Below are 16,138 nucleotides of genomic sequence, written 5' to 3'. Positions count from 1 at the left end.
TTTTTCACCCCACAAAAAAGCCCTCTGTATTGAGGGCTTTTTTTGTGCTGTGCATCTAGCGTATCAAAACTTATAGCTGACACCCAAGGTCCAATAGGTTTGTAATTCGTTGTCGATGGTATCAAAAGTGGCATCGGGGTTCGGTGTTGGAGCATTGTTCACGATATAGTTCAAGGTTTCCTGTTTGTTGTTCCTCAGACCAAAATCGAAACCTACACCGATCATCTTCCATAACGTATAACTAAAAGAGTTGGTCCACGTCCAGTTGCTCAGATTACTGCTCTCGTAACTTTGAAACAAAGACAGGTTGCTCTTAAAGCTCACCGCACCGATTTGTTTGGTATAGTCGGCAAGTATCTTGGCACCCATGGAGGATTCAAAAATGGTATCCTCGTTGCTGAACACAAAGTTGTAGTTGAGCGGATGCATTACAACGACCAAATCTGGTATCGGGGTCCAAGTGGCACCCACACCAAGGTCGAGATAGCCTGGGTCGTTAAAGTTGCTCAAAATGGTGGTCCTATATTCCATCAATCCTGAAATAGCGAACTTTTCGCTCAATTTTCTACCGTACAATGATGAAATATTGAAGACGTCCGTTGCCTGTCGGAAGCTGTCATCGTCGGTAGGGTCGTCCTTATCGTCCAATTTCACCCAAGAGAGGTTGACATTGGCCGCGTTTCTCCAAAAGAATTTTTCTTCCTTCAAATTGGCAAAGGCATTTACCGTGAATCCTATATTTCCTGATGTGTTGTTTGGAATTCCCTGTGCAAACCAATTGTTGAACTGGGAAATACTTCCTCCGATGGTACCAAAAGCACCTACTTTCCAGCCGGGCAATGCATCGAGCTTGGCCTGCAATGCATCTACTCTTTTCTGGATGGCCTTGATGGAATCCTTTTTTGGGGCGATCTGAGCTTTGAGCTCCTCCTCGGTCTGTGCATGGGCAGAAAATGCAAAAAGCAATCCCACAGCAACAAAAAGCAATTTTTTCATAGTATGGAGTTTATGTTTAGAAATGCAAAAATAAGAATTGTCAGTCTTTTCACATGCAATTGTTTCAATAACCATTTACTAGCTTTTCAGAGGTTGCGCTTTATCCAATAGTCCAGCCGTTTAGCCTATCCATCAACCCAAAAGGGGCATACGTCAATTGGCCTACATACGCTCCGGGCTTTTGTATTTTCTTTGGTGCCTTAATAATCCCATAAAATAAAATGTTATGAAAAAAGTTATGTTACGCACCCTATTGGTTTCATTTATATTTACGATTGCACTCGGTTGCGGCAAGGACGATGGACCGGCACCTATACCCGCTCCCTCTATCACCAATTTTACCCCACCTTCCGGTAAAGTTGGAACCAGTGTTACCATTAATGGTAAAAATTTTGGGAACACCAAAATCAATAACACCGTTAAATTTGGAAATGTTGTCGCCGAGATAACCACCGTTTCCACCACTAAACTTGTGGTAACTGTTCCTGTTGGTGCAACTACTGGAAAAATATCCGTAACAGCCAATGGTGATACGGCAACTAGTTCCTCCACGTTTACAGTTGAGGAGGATGTTCCAGTATTGGCATTAAACAAAACAGCCTTGGAACTTTACACCTTGGAAAACGAAACCCTTGTTGCTACCGGAAATGGAGATGCAACTATAAACTGGAGTTCAAGCAACCCGGCAGTGGCAACAGTCGACACCAATGGCAAAGTTACCGCCCTTGGAGCCGGGAATGCTACAATCACCGCCACGGTGGGTAGTCAATCCGCCAATGTAGCGGTAACCATTGTACCCAATGTATATCTTGGGGGATATGAAAGCAATGGAACCAATAATGTTGCGGCCATTTGGAAAAATGGAACCAAGATTGGACTGAGCAACAGTAGCGACAATTCACAGGTAAACTCTTTGTTCGTAGTAGGAGCGGACACTTATGCCGCCGGTTTTGACGGTAATATCGCGATGGTCTGGAAAAATGGTGAAGAACTTTACCAGCTTACCAACGGTGCCAACGGAGCACGAGCCAATGGAATATTCGTTGAAGGTTCTGATGTTTATGTGGTAGGCGAGGAAAACGAAGGAGGGTTTTTTGTGGCTAAGGTTTGGAAAAATGGCAACCTTTTAAAAAACATAACCAACGGGGTCACCAATGCATACGGTAAATCTATTCATGTAGATGGTATTGATATCTATGTAGCTGGACATGAGAGCAACGGAGAGCTAAATGTTGCCAAAGTATGGAAGAACTTTCAGGTATTGCATGATCTTTCAGATGGTAGCAACCCTGCGGAAGCCTACTCCATTTTTTGGGATGGAACGGACGTTTATTCTGTGGGCGCAGAGGTCGAATTAGGCACTTTCGTAGCTCAAATCTGGAAAAACGATGTGCTTTCCAAAAAGCTTACGAACGGGGACAACAATGGCTATGCCCAATCTGTTTTTGTGGATGGGGACAATGTATATGTGGCTGGAAACGATGGTATTGCTCCAAAGGTATGGAAGAATGGGGATGTATTATATCAGTATCCTGATGGTGGAAGTTACACGGAAGCCAATTCCATATATACCAGTTTAGAAAATGTTTACGTATCCGGATTCGAATCCATGGGTGGTAAAAATGTGGTCAAACTATGGAAGAACGATGAGGAGATGACCATTACTGATGGTTCCCAAGATGCTAAGTCATATAGCATTGTAGTCAAGTAACTTTTTCATTTTAATTAAATAGATTGAGAGAGGCTCCACTTTGGTGGGGCTTTTCTTTTTTAGCTTTCAGGAGTCAGAAGTCAGAGGTCAGTAGGAAGGTTCTTGCTAATTGGTGGAATTCGTGTCGGTTCAAATAGATTGTTTCCAAAGATTCAAGAGCCAAGACTCCAAGATAAAAGAAACGAGAAAAAAGATTCAAGACTTCTTGTTCGGGAGCACGTTTTGTCATTTCGAAATGAGGTGCAGGGCACCGATCGGGAAATCTCCCTTGTCCTTCGCATCACAAGATTTCTCACATCCCTTCGAAATGGCACGCGGCATAATTCCACGTCCAACCTTTGCCTTTTACCCTTTGACCCAGTTCGTGATAATTCGTGTCTGGGGTTAAGGGATAAGAATCAAGAAAAAAGAATCAAGAACCAAGACTCCTTGTTGGAGAGAAGGTTTTGTCATTTCGAAATGAGGTGCAGGGCACCGATTGAGAAATCTCCCTTGCCTTTCGCATCACAAGATTTCTCACATCCGTTCGAAATGACACGCGGAACCTTTTACCCTTCACCTTTTCCCTTTGACCAATTGTTCGTGCGATTCATGTCGCTTCGGCTAAGCTCCGCAACCGTCCACTGACTACTGACTACTGACTACTGACTACTGACTACAAAAAACTACTATTTTCTTTTGAACAGGGGCACCGAAGAGCAGGCTTCCCCATACATGACACTTTTGGCCACTTCTTGGATTTTGGCCACAGCCATAAGATAGGCATTTTCGGGCACGGGTTTTTTGGAGCAACCTTTTATGATTATAGGCTTATCTGTAAACTCGGTCACATCCAAGTTTTCCAAAATAGTTTGATAAAGTGCTGTTTCCAAAGTTTCCAAATTCCCTTGAACTACTTTTTTGGCATAGGGTTGCAATTTGGAGGCAACCAACATAAAGGCCCAGCCTGGAATAATGGCATCCGAAGAACATTGAAGCGCCACATAAGCATCTTGGTGCATTGACCAATCATGCGCATCAACATGGGCACGGAACTCCTTTTCACGAAGAATAAAGCCCTCGTACAACCAATCTTTGATGTCCAAGACCTTACGCTCCCCTTTCGGATAATAATCCTCCAGGTCGAACGTGATCAACTTGCTTTGGGCTACTCTATTTATAATTTCAGACATATGATATCAGATTTTAGTGGTCAGATTTAAGACTTATCTTTTTCTCGAGATGCTTTATCAATCCGTGAATCGTCATTGAAATCTCGTCACAGATCTCATAGAGCCTTCTAAAAACTTCGTCGTCCAAATATTCAATATCCAGGGCCAAATATAATTGTGATTTTACTTCATAAGAGGAGGCTTTGGCCACATTCAAAAAATAAATGAACTCCCTATCGCTTTTTCTGCCAAATCCTTCGGCAATATTTGAAGAAATTGAAATAGATGCTCTTCTAATCTGGTCTCTAAGCGCAAAATCTTTACCAAATTTATTAACCTCGGTTATTTTATAAATCTCTTTGTTTAACTCTCTGGCTTTTTGCCAAGATAGAATTTGTTCAAACCCCTTTTTCATAAAATTTTATCATTGATATCGGGGGTTCGATATTAAATTATAAATATATCGGACTTCTGAAGTCTTACCTCTGAAAATCAGCGAAGCTTCGGAAATCCGCTATAATTTTTGATTTTGCGACCTAAATCTATTGGCCAGGGACGTTTTTTGGTGTTTGGTCTTTCTTCCCTTTACCCGTTTTCTCCACAACTCAAAAGACGAGCGCTTGAGATTGCTTCGCATCACTTCCCTCACGTCGTTTTCCTTTAAACCAAACTGGTACTCTATGGCTTCGAACGGGGTTCTGTCCTCCCAAGCCATCTCAATAATTCTATCGATTTGTCTTGTGGTCATGTCTTCTTAGGTTTACTGGATTTTTACAAAAGGCCCAACTCCAATTTTGCCTCCTCGCTCATCAGTTCTTGGGTCCAAGGTGGGTCAAAAGTGATTTCCACTTCCACATCCTTCAGCATATCAATGGACTTCACTTTCTCCTCTACCTCAACGGGCAAGGTTTCGGCCACAGGGCAATTGGGCGAAGTAAGGGTCATCAAGATCTTTACTTCGTATTCCTCGTTTACGAACACATCGTAAATCAATCCCAGTTCGTAAATGTCCACAGGAATTTCTGGGTCGTAAATGGTTTTGAGCACCTTTACGATTTTTTCGCCCAGCTCTTGTGTATCTATGGTAGTTTCTTCGCTCATCTTAATTTTATTTAAACATGAATTCAATAAAAAACTGATTCATGTCAGGTCGAGCGCAGTCGAGACCTTATTGAAATGCTGAATTTTAAAGCCCTCTCGACTGCGCTCGAGGTGACAAATTCTATTTTAACTGTGTTTGATAAGCAACTGCGTACAATTTCAATTGCTTGATCATACTTACCAATCCGTTCGCACGGGTAGGTGACAAATGCTCTTTAAGTCCGATTTCATCGATGAACTCGGTATCGGCATCTATGATATCCTGTGGTTTTTGGTTGCTGAACGCCCTGATCAATATGGCTATGATTCCTTTTGTGATGATGGCGTCACTATCAGCGGTAAAAACCAGTTTGTCCCCGTCCAACTCGGCATGCACCCACACCTTGCTCTGGCATCCTTTGATCAGGTTGTCATCGGTTTTGTATTGTTCCTCTATCAAGGGAAGGGATTTTCCGAGCTCGATCATGTATTCGTAACGCTGCATCCAGTCGTCGAACATGGAAAACTCATCTATTATCTCTTCCTGTATCTCTTTTATGGTCATGCGATGGTTTTGTTCAAAAATACAACTCGGTTAGTTGCCATTCAAGTCTTTATGATAATGATAACGGTTCGCCTACAGCAACATATTCCTTGCACGGCTCACGCCCTCGACCAACTTATCCACTTCTTCCTTGGTGTTGTAAAAGCTGAAACTGGCCCTTACCGTTCCAGGTATCTTATAAAAATCCATGATGGGCTGAGCACAGTGGTGACCCGTTCGAACGGCAATGCCCAATTTGTCTACAATGGTTCCGATATCATATGGATGAATACCTTCTATGTTAAAGGATATTACCGAAGTTTTGTGCGCTGCGGTCCCGTAAATCTTTAAGCCATCGATGGTGAGCAACTGCTCCGTGGCGTAATTCAATAGCTCATCTTCATACTGGGCAATGGCATCAAAACCGATACTGTTCATATAGTCCAATGCGGCACCAAAGGCAATACCTCCAGAAATGTTCGGTGTTCCTGCTTCAAACTTATGGGGCAAATCGGCATAGGTCGTCTTTTCAAAAGTGACTTCGGCAATCATTTCCCCTCCGCCTTGATACGGTGGCAGTTTTTTGAGCCATTCTTCTTTTCCGTACAATACCCCAACTCCAGTTGGTCCACACATTTTATGGGCGGAAACGGTATAAAAATCAACATCAAGTGCCTGTAAATCGGGTTTGATGTGTGCGGCTGCCTGTGCACCATCTATCAATACGGCTGCTCCCACTTTATGGGCCGCCTCAATGATTTCTTCTATTGGGTTGATGGTTCCCAATGCATTGGAAACATGATTGCAGAACACCAATTTTGTCTTATCCGACAATAGGTTGTGGTATTCCTCCATCACCAACTCCCCTTCCAGATTCATTGGAATCACTTTTAGGGTTGCCCCCGTGCGTTCGCACAGCATCTGCCAAGGGACGATATTGGAATGGTGCTCCATGGCCGACACCAAAATCTCGTCTCCTTCTTTTAAAAAGGAAGTGAATCCCGTTGCCACCAAATTGATGCCATGCGTAGTTCCCGAAGTAAAAATCACTTCGCGGGAATGTGCAATGTTAAAATGCCCTTGGATTTTCTGCCGCGCCGCTTCGTAGGCATCGGTGGCCTCTTGAGACAAGGTATGTACCCCACGATGGATATTGGCGTTGTACCGCTGATAATAATCAACAATGACATCGATTACCTGCTGCGGTGTCTGTGAAGTAGCTGCATTGTCCAAATACACCAAAGGCTTCCCATTGACCTCTCTTTGGAGGATGGGAAAATCCTTTCTAATGGCTTGTATGTCCAAAGTGGTCTCTATCATTGTAATGTAATCGTGAAAAAGTTTGTTTTACAGGTCAAAACCCATGCGTACACCCAGTTTATCAGCAATGATTTTATTGATACGCAGCTTTAACTCTGGGATACGGACACTTTCCAAAACGTTGTTGGCAAAAGCGTACATCAGCAAAGCCTTGGCTTCTTTCTTTGGAATTCCTCTTGACCTCAAATAAAAGAGCGCTTCATCGTCCAACTGACCAATGGTGCACCCGTGCGAACATTTTACATCGTCCGCGAAGATTTCCAATTGGGGTTTTGAGTTGATGGTCGATTTATCGCTCAACAAAATATTGTTGTTCTGCTGAAAGGCATCCGTCTTTTGGGCAATCTTGTCCACTATGATCTTTCCGTTGAACACTCCTGTGGAGCTATCCCCGAAAATACCCTTATAATCTTGATGGCTCTCACAATTGGGCTGTGCGTGGTGCACCAAAGTATGATGGTCCACATGCTGTTTATCGCCCAAAATCGTAATCCCTTTCAAGGTAGAGTCGATACGCTCCCCGTTCTGATAAAAGTTCAGGTTGTTACGGATCAATTTTCCGCCCAAGGAGAACGTATGCACCCTTACAACGCTGCTATCTTTTTGTGAGATATATGTATTGTCCACCAAGGAAGCGGTGGGCTCATCATTCTGAACTTTGTAATAGTCCACAATGGCGTCCTTGCCAGCAAAAATTTCGGTCACGGAGTTGGTAAACACTTCGTTCCCCGTCAAACTTTGGTGGCGCTCTATAATTTGAACCTCAGCGTTGTCCTCGGCAACGATCAAGTTACGGGGTTGCAACATCAAGGCTGGTTCCTTGCCCGTGGCCAAATGCAAAATTTGGATAGGCTTCTTCGGCATTTTGTTCTTTGGAATATAGATGTACGCTCCTTCTTTGCTAAAAGCTGTGTTCAAAGAGGTCAACGACTCATCTTTGGAGGCCGCTTTGTTGAAATATACCTCTATCACTTGTTTGAACATGGGCTTACTAAAGGCAGAGCTCATCAAACAAACATCTACGCCATCATGTGTGGTTTCGGACAGGTATGAACTGTACACCCCATCAACGAAAACAATCTTGTAGGTATCTATCTCGTGGAGGAAGTATTTTTTCACGTCCTTGTATTCCAACGTGGTCTCGTGCTTTGGAAAGATGCTGAAATCTATCTTTTCCAAGCCCCTCAACGAGGTATATTTCCAAGCTTCATCCTTTTTTGTGGGGAAGCCCTTGGTCTCAAAATTCTTTATGGCACTGGATCTTTCCTCATGTACTGGATGATCTAAATCCAAGCCATCTTCAAAAGCCATAAAAGAGGAGACTAATTTTTCCTTTAAATCCATATCTTTTTAAGTTTTCAGTGGTCAGCTTTCAGTTTTAAGTATTCTGAAACCCGATGTCTGAAGTCTTACATCTGTTTTTTAAACTGCAGCTTCTTCTTTTAACCAATCGTATCCTTTTTCTTCCAGTTCCAGGGCCAATTCCTTGGTTCCGGATTTTACGATTTTTCCGTTGTACAACACGTGTACAAAATCAGGAACGATATACTCCAACAATCGTTGGTAGTGTGTAATCACGATGATAGCGTTGTCCTTGCTGCGCAATTTGTTTACACCATTGGAAACGATACGCAGGGCATCGATATCCAAACCAGAATCGGTCTCGTCCAAAATGGCCAATTTGGGTTCCATCATAGCCATTTGAAAGATTTCGTTACGTTTCTTTTCCCCTCCGGAGAACCCTTCGTTCAAGGAACGTGAAAGGAACTTTCGGTCGATTTCCAACATTTCGGACTTCTCGCGAATCTTCTTGAGCATTTCGTTGGCTGGCATATCTTCCAAACCTTGTGCTTTTCTGGATTCGTTGATAGCGGTCTTCATAAAATTGGTCACCGATACCCCTGGAATCTCAACTGGGTACTGGAACGATAGGAACACTCCTTTGTGGGCTCTTTCTTCTGGGGAAAGTTCTTCCAAGTCTTCTCCTTCCAGAAGGATGCTTCCTTCGCCTACTTCAAATTCCTCCTGACCTGCGATTACTTCGGCCAAGGTACTTTTACCTGAACCGTTGGGGCCCATAATGGCATGTACCTCTCCTGCGTTCACCTTTAGGTTGATTCCCTTAAGGATTTCTTTATCGTCTACGCTTGCGTGTAAGTTCTTTATTTCTAGCATTTTGTAAAATTGTGTTCTGTCTTAATAATTGTGATTTCGACTTCGCTCAATCACCAGATTGGATTGGGCAGCTGAGAATGGCCGAAGTTATCCTACGGAGCCTTCCAAACTGATTTCCAATAATTTTTGTGCCTCTACGGCAAATTCCATTGGTAGTTTGTTCAATACTTCCTTGCTAAATCCGTTTACGATCAAGGCAATGGCCTTTTCGGTATCAATTCCTCTTTGGTTACAGTAGAAAATCTGATCCTCACCAATCTTACTGGTCGTGGCTTCGTGCTCTATCTGTGCGCTTTTGTTCTTGACCTCTATGTAAGGGAACGTATGCGCCCCGCAACGGTTGCCCATCAATAGGGAATCGCATTGGGAGAAGTTCCTTGCATTTTCGGCACGGCTGTTCACCTGCACCAATCCGCGGTAGCTGTTTTGTGACTGTCCTGCAGAAATACCTTTGGAAATGATGGTACTCTTGGTATTCTTGCCCAAGTGAACCATTTTGGTCCCTGTATCCGCTTGTTGGAAATTGTTGGTCACAGCAATGGAATAAAATTCACCAATGGAATAATCCCCTTTCAAAATACATGATGGGTATTTCCATGTTACCGCAGAACCTGTCTCGACCTGCGTCCAAGAAATTTTGGCATGCTTTTCACACAGACCTCGCTTGGTCACAAAGTTGTAAACGCCTCCTTTTCCTTCCTTGTTGCCAGGGAACCAGTTCTGAACTGTTGAATATTTGATTTCCGCATTGTCCAGGGCTATAAGCTCTACCACTGCTGCGTGTAATTGATTCTCGTCCCGCATCGGGGCGGTACATCCTTCCAAATAGCTCACATAACTGCCTTCTTCGGCAATGACCAAGGTCCTCTCGAACTGTCCGGTTCCCGCTTGGTTGATTCGGAAATAGGTGGAAAGTTCCATAGGACACCTCACTCCTTTTGGAATGTAGCAGAAAGAACCGTCGGAAAATACCGCTGAGTTCAATGCTGCATAAAAGTTATCCTTTTGCGGAACTACGGTTCCCAAATATTTTTTCACCAATTCAGGGTGCTCCTTGATAGCTTCGGAAATGGAACAGAAAATAATTCCTTTTTCGGCCAATGTTTTTTTGAAAGTGGTGGCCACGGATACGGAATCCATTACGATATCCACCGCAACACCTGCCAACTTTTTCTGCTCATCTACCGAAATTCCCAACTTTTTAAACGTGTCCAGTAATTCTGGATCTACTTCGTCCAAGCTATCATACTTCGGTTTTTTATTGGGAGCCGAGTAATAGGAAATATTTTGGAAGTCAGGCTTTTGGTATTTTACGTTCGCCCACTCGGGTTCTTCCATTTCTTTCCAGGCACGGAATGCTTCCAATCGCCACTTCGTCATCCAATCGGGTTCTTCCTTCTTCTTGGAAATGGCAATAACAATGTCCTCGTTCAACCCTTTTGGAAAGGTATCCGATTCAATGTCCGTGTAGAAACCATACTCGTACTCTTTGGTCTCCAATTCTTTCTTTAATTCTTCTTCTGTATAAGCCATATTCTTTCTCAGTTAAGAGTTAAAAAGGCAAAGCAGTTAAAGTCCGCTTCGTTTTTTAACATACTTAATATAATTTGCTAGCTGTTTTGATATATTGATTACCTGCTTTTTGTAATCGACCAAGTCTTCAGCTTTAAAATATCCTATCTCTTCCATTAAGTTAAAAAGATTTCTGACTTCTCCCGCAGAACCTTTGGAGAAATAAAGGAATCTTATCAACTCTTTGTCTGTTTCCCTTTCAAAACCTTCCGAAATGTTGTTCGAAATTGAAATGGTGGCTCTTCTAATTTGGTCAACCATTGCAAAATCTTCTTTCAGAGGACTTTTCTTCAATAAATCATAAACTTGGCCGGTAAACTTTATTGTTGTTTTGTAAACCTCCAAGTCTTCAAAAGAGCTGTACATCTATTCTTTTACTTTTTAAATGTTTGGCTCTTTTGCTCATTTTATAGTGAAAAACTTTCTCCACATCCACAGGTTCGTTGAGCGTTGGGGTTGTTGAACACAAAACCCTTTCCGTTCAAACCTCCGGAATATTCCAATGTGGTGCCCACCAAATACAAAAAGCTTTTTTTGTCCACGATGATTCTCACATCGTTATCTTCAAAAATCTTATCTGTATCCGTAGCGGAATTGTCAAAGGTCAATTCATAAGACAATCCACTGCACCCTCCGCTCTTTACGCCAACGCGCACATAGTCCGTGGTCGCATTATAACCTTCTTCGGTCATAAGGGACACCACTTTGTGCCTTGCTGATTCTGAAACCTTAATCATCTTAATTGAATTTAATCTAAATAGCCTACAAATATACTGTATCTAAAGGGTTTTACCATAGCAACTAACATTAATATAACGAATGATTCCATAGGTGTTTCCTATGAAAAATTAGTGCAATTTGACCACAAGTCCCATCAGTCGTGAATTTGCAAGTATTCTTAATGACTTTTGACAGGTTTTCGGGGAAAAATTTTTATGTTCCATCCGACTACAGGATTTACGATTATCCTCATTATTTTTGCAAAATGCTAGAAGACAAGAATCAAGAACGTACATCTTTGGAAGAATTGGGCGAATTTGGTCTGGTCGACCATCTTACCAAAAACTTTGAACTCAAACAACCATCTTCCATAGTTGGGGTGGGCGATGATGCTGCCGTAATGGATCATAATGGCAAAAAAACCATTGTGTCCACCGACATGTTGGTGGAAGGGGTTCATTTTGACCTGAGCTATATGCCCTTGAAGCACTTGGGCTATAAATCGGTGATGGTGAATCTTTCCGATATCTACGCCATGAACGCCATGGCCACACAGATAACAGTTTCTTTGGCCATTTCCAACCGGTTTCCTTTGGAAGCGCTAGAAGAATTTTATGAAGGAGTAGCACTTGCATGCAAGCTGTACAATGTTGACCTGGTGGGTGGAGACACCACCTCTTCAACAAGGGGAATGATCGTAAGCGTAACTGCCATCGGCGCTGCGGATGATAACGACATCGTTTACCGAAAAGGCAGCAAGCCCAACGATTTATTGGTGGTTTCTGGCGATTTGGGAGGTGCCTATTTGGGCCTTCAGGTCCTTGAACGCGAAAAAGAGGTGTTCAAGGTAAATCCGAACAGTCAGCCCGATCTTGAACCCTATTCTTACATCGTAGAAAGGCAATTAAAACCCGAAGCACGAAAAGACATTGTAGAGCTGCTCAAAAAATTGGAGGTAAAGCCGACTTCCATGGTAGACATAAGCGACGGCCTTTCTTCTGAAGTAATTCATTTATGCAAGCATAGTGATATTGGCTGTAATGTTTTTGAAGAGAAAATCCCATTGGACCCGACCGTAATTTCCGCATCCGAAGAATTTAAAATGGACAGCACCATGATTGCCTTGAGCGGTGGTGAGGATTATGAGTTGTTGTTCACGATAGACCAAGCAGATTTTCCCAAAATTAAAGGAAACCCCAACTTGACGGTAATTGGGCATATGACGGAAAAGAATGAAGGAATTCATTTAATTACCAGGGCAGAGACCAAGATACCTATTACGGCACAAGGGTGGAATTCGTTCAACGGATAAAAAAATCCCGAAAATCAAGGGCATCCCTACGTCATGGTATTGGGGCACGCAACCATTAGCAGCAGGCAATTACTTAAGTTTCCGGGATAAGATTTGGGCCTTGTAAAAAGAAAAAGGATTATGCCACTTGGTGCACAACCCTGCTTTTTCGTTTTCTGTACATATCTTCCAGAGTACTGTTAATTTCCTGCATTTGTGGAGTTAAAGCAGACAATTTTCCACTTACATCTGTGGTAACTTGTTTTTGGCAGTGAACGCATTTGTACTCTTTGATGTGCTGCGTCACTTTTTTGGAAACCGTGTAGTGGTGACCGAACAGGCTGCAGAAAAAAGAGGAAAATTTGTTGCCATGCTGAGTAGTTGTTGTCTTCATAAGCTGGGTTTGTTTTGGTAAAAGCAGTGATTCATGAAATGGGGCTAAGAAAAATGCTTAAATTGGTTCGTAATTTTTTGTTATATCGATAAATTTTTAAGGTTATATTTTACAGGAACGGATGTTAATAACTTTTTATTTCATCAAGTCATCTTTTAAATTATTTTTTCGATGAACTGCAGCATAATCGATAAAAAGACATGTTTTTTCGTCCAAAAACACTTTCGTAATATATAGCTTTGAAAACAAATTATCAACATCCCTTGAGCAAAAAATCGTTAGCGGTAACGGTCTTTGCTCTTTTTTCGCTTTTTTTTGGGGCCGGCAACCTTGTTTTGCCACCATTATTGGGATTTAAATCTGGGAATTTATGGTGGTTGGTCTCCTTGGGCTTCTGCATCTCGGGGGTATTGATCCCCATTTTGGGGATTATCGCCCATGCTAAATTGCAGGGCACCCTGTTCGATTTTGCCAAAAAAGTATCCCCGTTGTTCAGTGTGGTTTATTGTTATTTAATTTATGGTATCGCCATTGCCCTTCCGTCTCCAAGAACGGCATCGGTAACCCACGAAATGGCCATACAGCCTTTGTGGGGTTCCTCATCCTTGTTGACCAGTCTTGTTTATTTCGCCTTGGTCTTTGTTTTCGCTGTCAATCGTTCCAAAGTTTTGGATATTTTAGGAAAATTGTTGACGCCCGTCATCCTTCTCATACTCTTGGCAATCATAACTACCGCTTTACTCACAATGGAGTTTGATTTTTCTCCTTCGCAGATAGTCCATCCCTTCAGTTCCGGCATTTTGGAGGGGTATCAGACCTTTGATGCCATTGGGGCTGTAGTAATAGGTGCGGTAATTATCATATCCATCAATCTAAAAGAAAAATCTGCCTCGTTTGAAGAAAAAAAGAGATTGATTACCAAAGGGGGCTTCTGGGCCGGAATTGCCCTATTTTTGGTCTATGGTGGGTTGATACTTACCGGGGCTTTGTTCGCCGATTCTTTTGACCCCGAAATTTCCCGAACGAACCTTTTACGAGCCATAAGTTCACATACATTGAATGCCACGGCAAATGCTTTTTTGAGCATTTTAGTGAGTTTGGCGTGTTTTACCACTGCCGTCGGAATAGTTACAGGTACTTCTGATTTTATTAAAGGAAGATTCAACGACTCCCTACTGGCATACCGAATCACGGCCTTTTTTGGCTGTCTATTGGGTGTATTGGTCGGACAGTTTGATGTGGGCTACATTATTACGGTGGCCGTTCCTGCATTAATGTTTATCTATCCCATCACCATTATATTGATTTTACTGAACGTTGTCCCCGAAAGATACGCTTCCGAAAAAGTATTCAAATGGGTCGTTTATACCACCATGGTATTCAGTATTCCCGATTTTTTGGGAAGCATTGGGCTGGGTGAACACATTTCAGATTACGCTGAATGGATTCCTTTGACCAAGTACCAAATGGGATGGGTCCTGCCCGCACTGGTTGGATTCGTTGCCTCAAACACCATCAACAGTAAAGCTTCTACTCAAAGCTAACCTTGCCTTCTTTCAAAACTACAAAAAGTGAAATGCCGCACGATCATGCCATAGGTCATACGTTTTTCTGGATTGAATTCTATGATGTCGCTCTCAATCCAAGTGACCTTTTGTGCCAGAACGCCCAACCTTTTCTGTGCCTTTTCAATGGCTCTTTTTGAAATATCAAGTACCGTGATGTTTTCAAAACCCTCCTGAAGAAGAAAATCAACGAGTTTGCTATCCCCGCCGCCTACATCAATAATGCTGGCATTTTTGTGCAGCTTAAAGGAATGAATAAAATCCAGAGAAGTCTGTGGAACTTCCTGCGTCCAACTTACCTGATCTGGATTTTTAGTTTCATAAACAGTTTCCCAATGATTTTTTCTCTCCAAGTCTTATCAGGTTAATACAATACGGAATCAAAAAACGATTTCATTTCGCTGGCATAGGGAACTCCATATTGATCAAAGGTCGCTCTTGTTCCCGCATCGGGCTTCCAGTCGAAAAAGGCGTGGCCGGCGCCCTCTACTTCAATATACTCCACTGCTTGACCCTTTTCCTTCAACTCATTAATGTAAGGTTGCAAAGCTTCGTCCCTGATCAACATATCCATTGTCCCTCGAACAATAAAATGGGGAATTGCCCTTTCCGAAACATTGGGCACATGGCCCAATGGAGATATGGCATCCAAATAGCCTTGTTCTGTTTGTTTGATAAATTGTCGGAAGTCTGAAGCACTGAAAGGCCCGTAACTTGGCGCCGCCACTTTTATGGCGTCAACGATTTCATTTTTTACCATCTCCACAGTCTTACCTTCGGGCATGTAGGAGGGCATGAATTCATAAATACCTTCCGATACACCAAACCCACCATCACCTATCATTGGGCTCAAAACTGCCGCAGAAGCGGATAAATGTCCGCCAGCGCTATCGCCTGTTACCGCAATACGCGTAGGGTCGCCTCCATATTCTTCAGCGTGTTCCTGAATGTGGGCTATCGCCCCGAAAACATCTTCTATAAGCTGGTGCATGGAATTGGGCTCTTCATCCCCATCCAATGTGTTCACCCATCGGTAATCTATACTGGCGACCACATAGTGGTTTCCTTTGACCAGTTCGCGTGCAAGCCCCCGCATAATGTCCTCATTATTGGAGGACCATCCCCCACCATGAACGATTATGACCAAAGGCAAATTTTTGGCCCCTTTCGGAGAATACACGTCATATTTTAATGGCTTTACCCCGGGTTGGGCATATACTACATCGTGCGTCACATTTAAATTATCGACCAAGTCACTCTTTACAAAAACGGCTCCGATGGACATGTCCTTGTCGACTGTTATCGTCATTTTTGGTGTGAAGTTTTCCACACTGGTGGTACCCCACATTCCTCCTTTATAGGTATAATAAATGGCGTCCAAGCTATATCCGTTGGATGGGGAGGCCTCTATGGTCAGCTCGGTTCCCGCTGCCAACATGCCGTCTTCAGGAAGTTTGGGAGATACTGTGTATGTACCGTTTTCCGGCGCCACCATTGTTACTTTGTACTTGTCCTGTACAGGATTTAAACGATTTTTGGCCTTGATTGTAGAAACGGTAACCAGTACCATGGATAATGCAAATACTGTTCTCATCATAATTTTATGTGCTAATTTGGTT

17 protein-coding genes and 1 pseudogene are annotated in these 16,138 nt (G+C 42.8%); 3 read left to right on the top strand and 15 right to left on the bottom strand.

Going from position 1 to position 16,138, the window contains the following annotated elements:
- Positions 1–63: 63 nt before the first annotated feature.
- On the bottom strand, positions 64–996 hold the full coding sequence (locus tag SD449_RS13180; RefSeq protein ID WP_318311198.1) for a DUF3078 domain-containing protein: 933 nt from the start codon (positions 994–996) through the stop codon (positions 64–66).
- 226 nt (positions 997–1,222) lie between these two features.
- On the opposite strand from SD449_RS13180, the gene SD449_RS13175 reads away from it, so the two are divergent.
- A complete protein-coding gene (locus SD449_RS13175) occupies positions 1,223–2,707 on the top strand; it encodes an IPT/TIG domain-containing protein (protein WP_318311197.1) in 1,485 nt (494 codons plus the stop codon).
- A gap of 668 nt (positions 2,708–3,375) precedes the next feature.
- Here SD449_RS13175 and SD449_RS13170 read toward each other — a convergent pair.
- From SD449_RS13170 to SD449_RS13120, 11 genes are all read right to left on the bottom strand, one after another.
- The gene (locus SD449_RS13170; protein WP_318311196.1) at positions 3,376–3,879 is read right to left on the bottom strand and encodes a DUF2480 family protein; all 504 of its coding nucleotides are present in this window, start codon (positions 3,877–3,879) and stop codon (positions 3,376–3,378) included.
- A 13-nt stretch (positions 3,880–3,892) separates the two neighbouring features.
- Positions 3,893–4,273, bottom strand: a complete 381-nt coding sequence (locus SD449_RS13165; RefSeq protein WP_318311195.1) for a four helix bundle protein — start codon at positions 4,271–4,273, stop codon at positions 3,893–3,895.
- Between the two features lie 99 nt (positions 4,274–4,372).
- Complete coding sequence (locus tag SD449_RS13160; protein ID WP_318311194.1) at positions 4,373–4,606, bottom strand: TIGR03643 family protein; 234 nt, start codon at positions 4,604–4,606, stop codon at positions 4,373–4,375.
- Positions 4,607–4,629: 23 nt separating this feature from the next.
- Positions 4,630–4,959 (bottom strand): iron-sulfur cluster assembly protein, encoded by a 330-nt coding sequence (locus tag SD449_RS13155; protein ID WP_108245524.1) that lies wholly within the window; start codon positions 4,957–4,959, stop codon positions 4,630–4,632.
- Between the two features lie 121 nt (positions 4,960–5,080).
- On the bottom strand, positions 5,081–5,503 hold the full coding sequence (locus tag SD449_RS13150) for a SufE family protein (RefSeq protein ID WP_318311193.1): 423 nt from the start codon (positions 5,501–5,503) through the stop codon (positions 5,081–5,083).
- A 72-nt stretch (positions 5,504–5,575) separates the two neighbouring features.
- A complete protein-coding gene (locus SD449_RS13145) occupies positions 5,576–6,802 on the bottom strand; it encodes an aminotransferase class V-fold PLP-dependent enzyme (RefSeq protein ID WP_318311192.1) in 1,227 nt (408 codons plus the stop codon).
- 27 nt (positions 6,803–6,829) lie between these two features.
- Positions 6,830–8,146 (bottom strand): Fe-S cluster assembly protein SufD, encoded by a 1,317-nt coding sequence (gene sufD, locus SD449_RS13140; RefSeq protein WP_207031332.1) that lies wholly within the window; start codon positions 8,144–8,146, stop codon positions 6,830–6,832.
- A gap of 78 nt (positions 8,147–8,224) precedes the next feature.
- On the bottom strand, positions 8,225–8,977 hold the full coding sequence (gene sufC, locus SD449_RS13135; RefSeq protein WP_220112699.1) for a Fe-S cluster assembly ATPase SufC: 753 nt from the start codon (positions 8,975–8,977) through the stop codon (positions 8,225–8,227).
- Between the two features lie 87 nt (positions 8,978–9,064).
- Positions 9,065–10,510 carry a Fe-S cluster assembly protein SufB gene (sufB, locus tag SD449_RS13130; protein WP_288977470.1) on the bottom strand — a complete coding sequence of 482 codons (1,446 nt, stop codon included), beginning with the start codon at positions 10,508–10,510 and terminating at the stop codon, positions 9,065–9,067.
- A 36-nt stretch (positions 10,511–10,546) separates the two neighbouring features.
- Complete coding sequence (locus SD449_RS13125; RefSeq protein ID WP_318311191.1) at positions 10,547–10,915, bottom strand: four helix bundle protein; 369 nt, start codon at positions 10,913–10,915, stop codon at positions 10,547–10,549.
- A gap of 41 nt (positions 10,916–10,956) precedes the next feature.
- Positions 10,957–11,286 (bottom strand): HesB/IscA family protein, encoded by a 330-nt coding sequence (locus SD449_RS13120; RefSeq protein ID WP_207031329.1) that lies wholly within the window; start codon positions 11,284–11,286, stop codon positions 10,957–10,959.
- 248 nt (positions 11,287–11,534) lie between these two features.
- Between SD449_RS13120 and thiL the strand changes: the two genes are divergently transcribed.
- Positions 11,535–12,581: a thiamine-phosphate kinase gene (gene thiL, locus SD449_RS13115; protein ID WP_318311189.1), complete on the top strand. Its 1,047-nt coding sequence runs from the start codon at positions 11,535–11,537 to the stop codon at positions 12,579–12,581.
- A 118-nt stretch (positions 12,582–12,699) separates the two neighbouring features.
- Here the strand turns inward: thiL and SD449_RS13110 are convergent, their stop codons facing one another.
- Complete coding sequence (locus SD449_RS13110) at positions 12,700–12,954, bottom strand: hypothetical protein (RefSeq protein WP_318311188.1); 255 nt, start codon at positions 12,952–12,954, stop codon at positions 12,700–12,702.
- Positions 12,955–13,193: 239 nt separating this feature from the next.
- Here SD449_RS13110 and brnQ point away from each other — a divergent pair, with 239 nt between their 5' ends.
- The gene (gene brnQ, locus SD449_RS13105; protein ID WP_318311187.1) at positions 13,194–14,498 is read left to right on the top strand and encodes a branched-chain amino acid transport system II carrier protein; all 1,305 of its coding nucleotides are present in this window, start codon (positions 13,194–13,196) and stop codon (positions 14,496–14,498) included.
- A gap of 21 nt (positions 14,499–14,519) precedes the next feature.
- Here brnQ and SD449_RS13100 read toward each other — a convergent pair.
- Both SD449_RS13100 and SD449_RS13095 read right to left on the bottom strand, forming a co-directional pair.
- Positions 14,520–14,872 (bottom strand): annotated as a pseudogene (locus SD449_RS13100) (class I SAM-dependent methyltransferase); the annotation flags it as partial.
- Between the two features lie 11 nt (positions 14,873–14,883).
- Entirely contained in the window at positions 14,884–16,116 is a 1,233-nt protein-coding gene (locus SD449_RS13095) for an alpha/beta hydrolase (protein WP_318311186.1), read from the bottom strand.
- Between the last annotated feature and the right edge of the window lie 22 nt (positions 16,117–16,138).

It is taken from the genome of Flagellimonas crocea (assembly GCF_033441595.1).
Taxonomy (GTDB): Bacteria; Bacteroidota; Bacteroidia; order Flavobacteriales; family Flavobacteriaceae; genus Flagellimonas; species Flagellimonas crocea.
The sequence above is the reverse complement of the archived record's forward strand: the minus strand, read 5'-3'. Positions and strand labels throughout refer to the sequence as shown.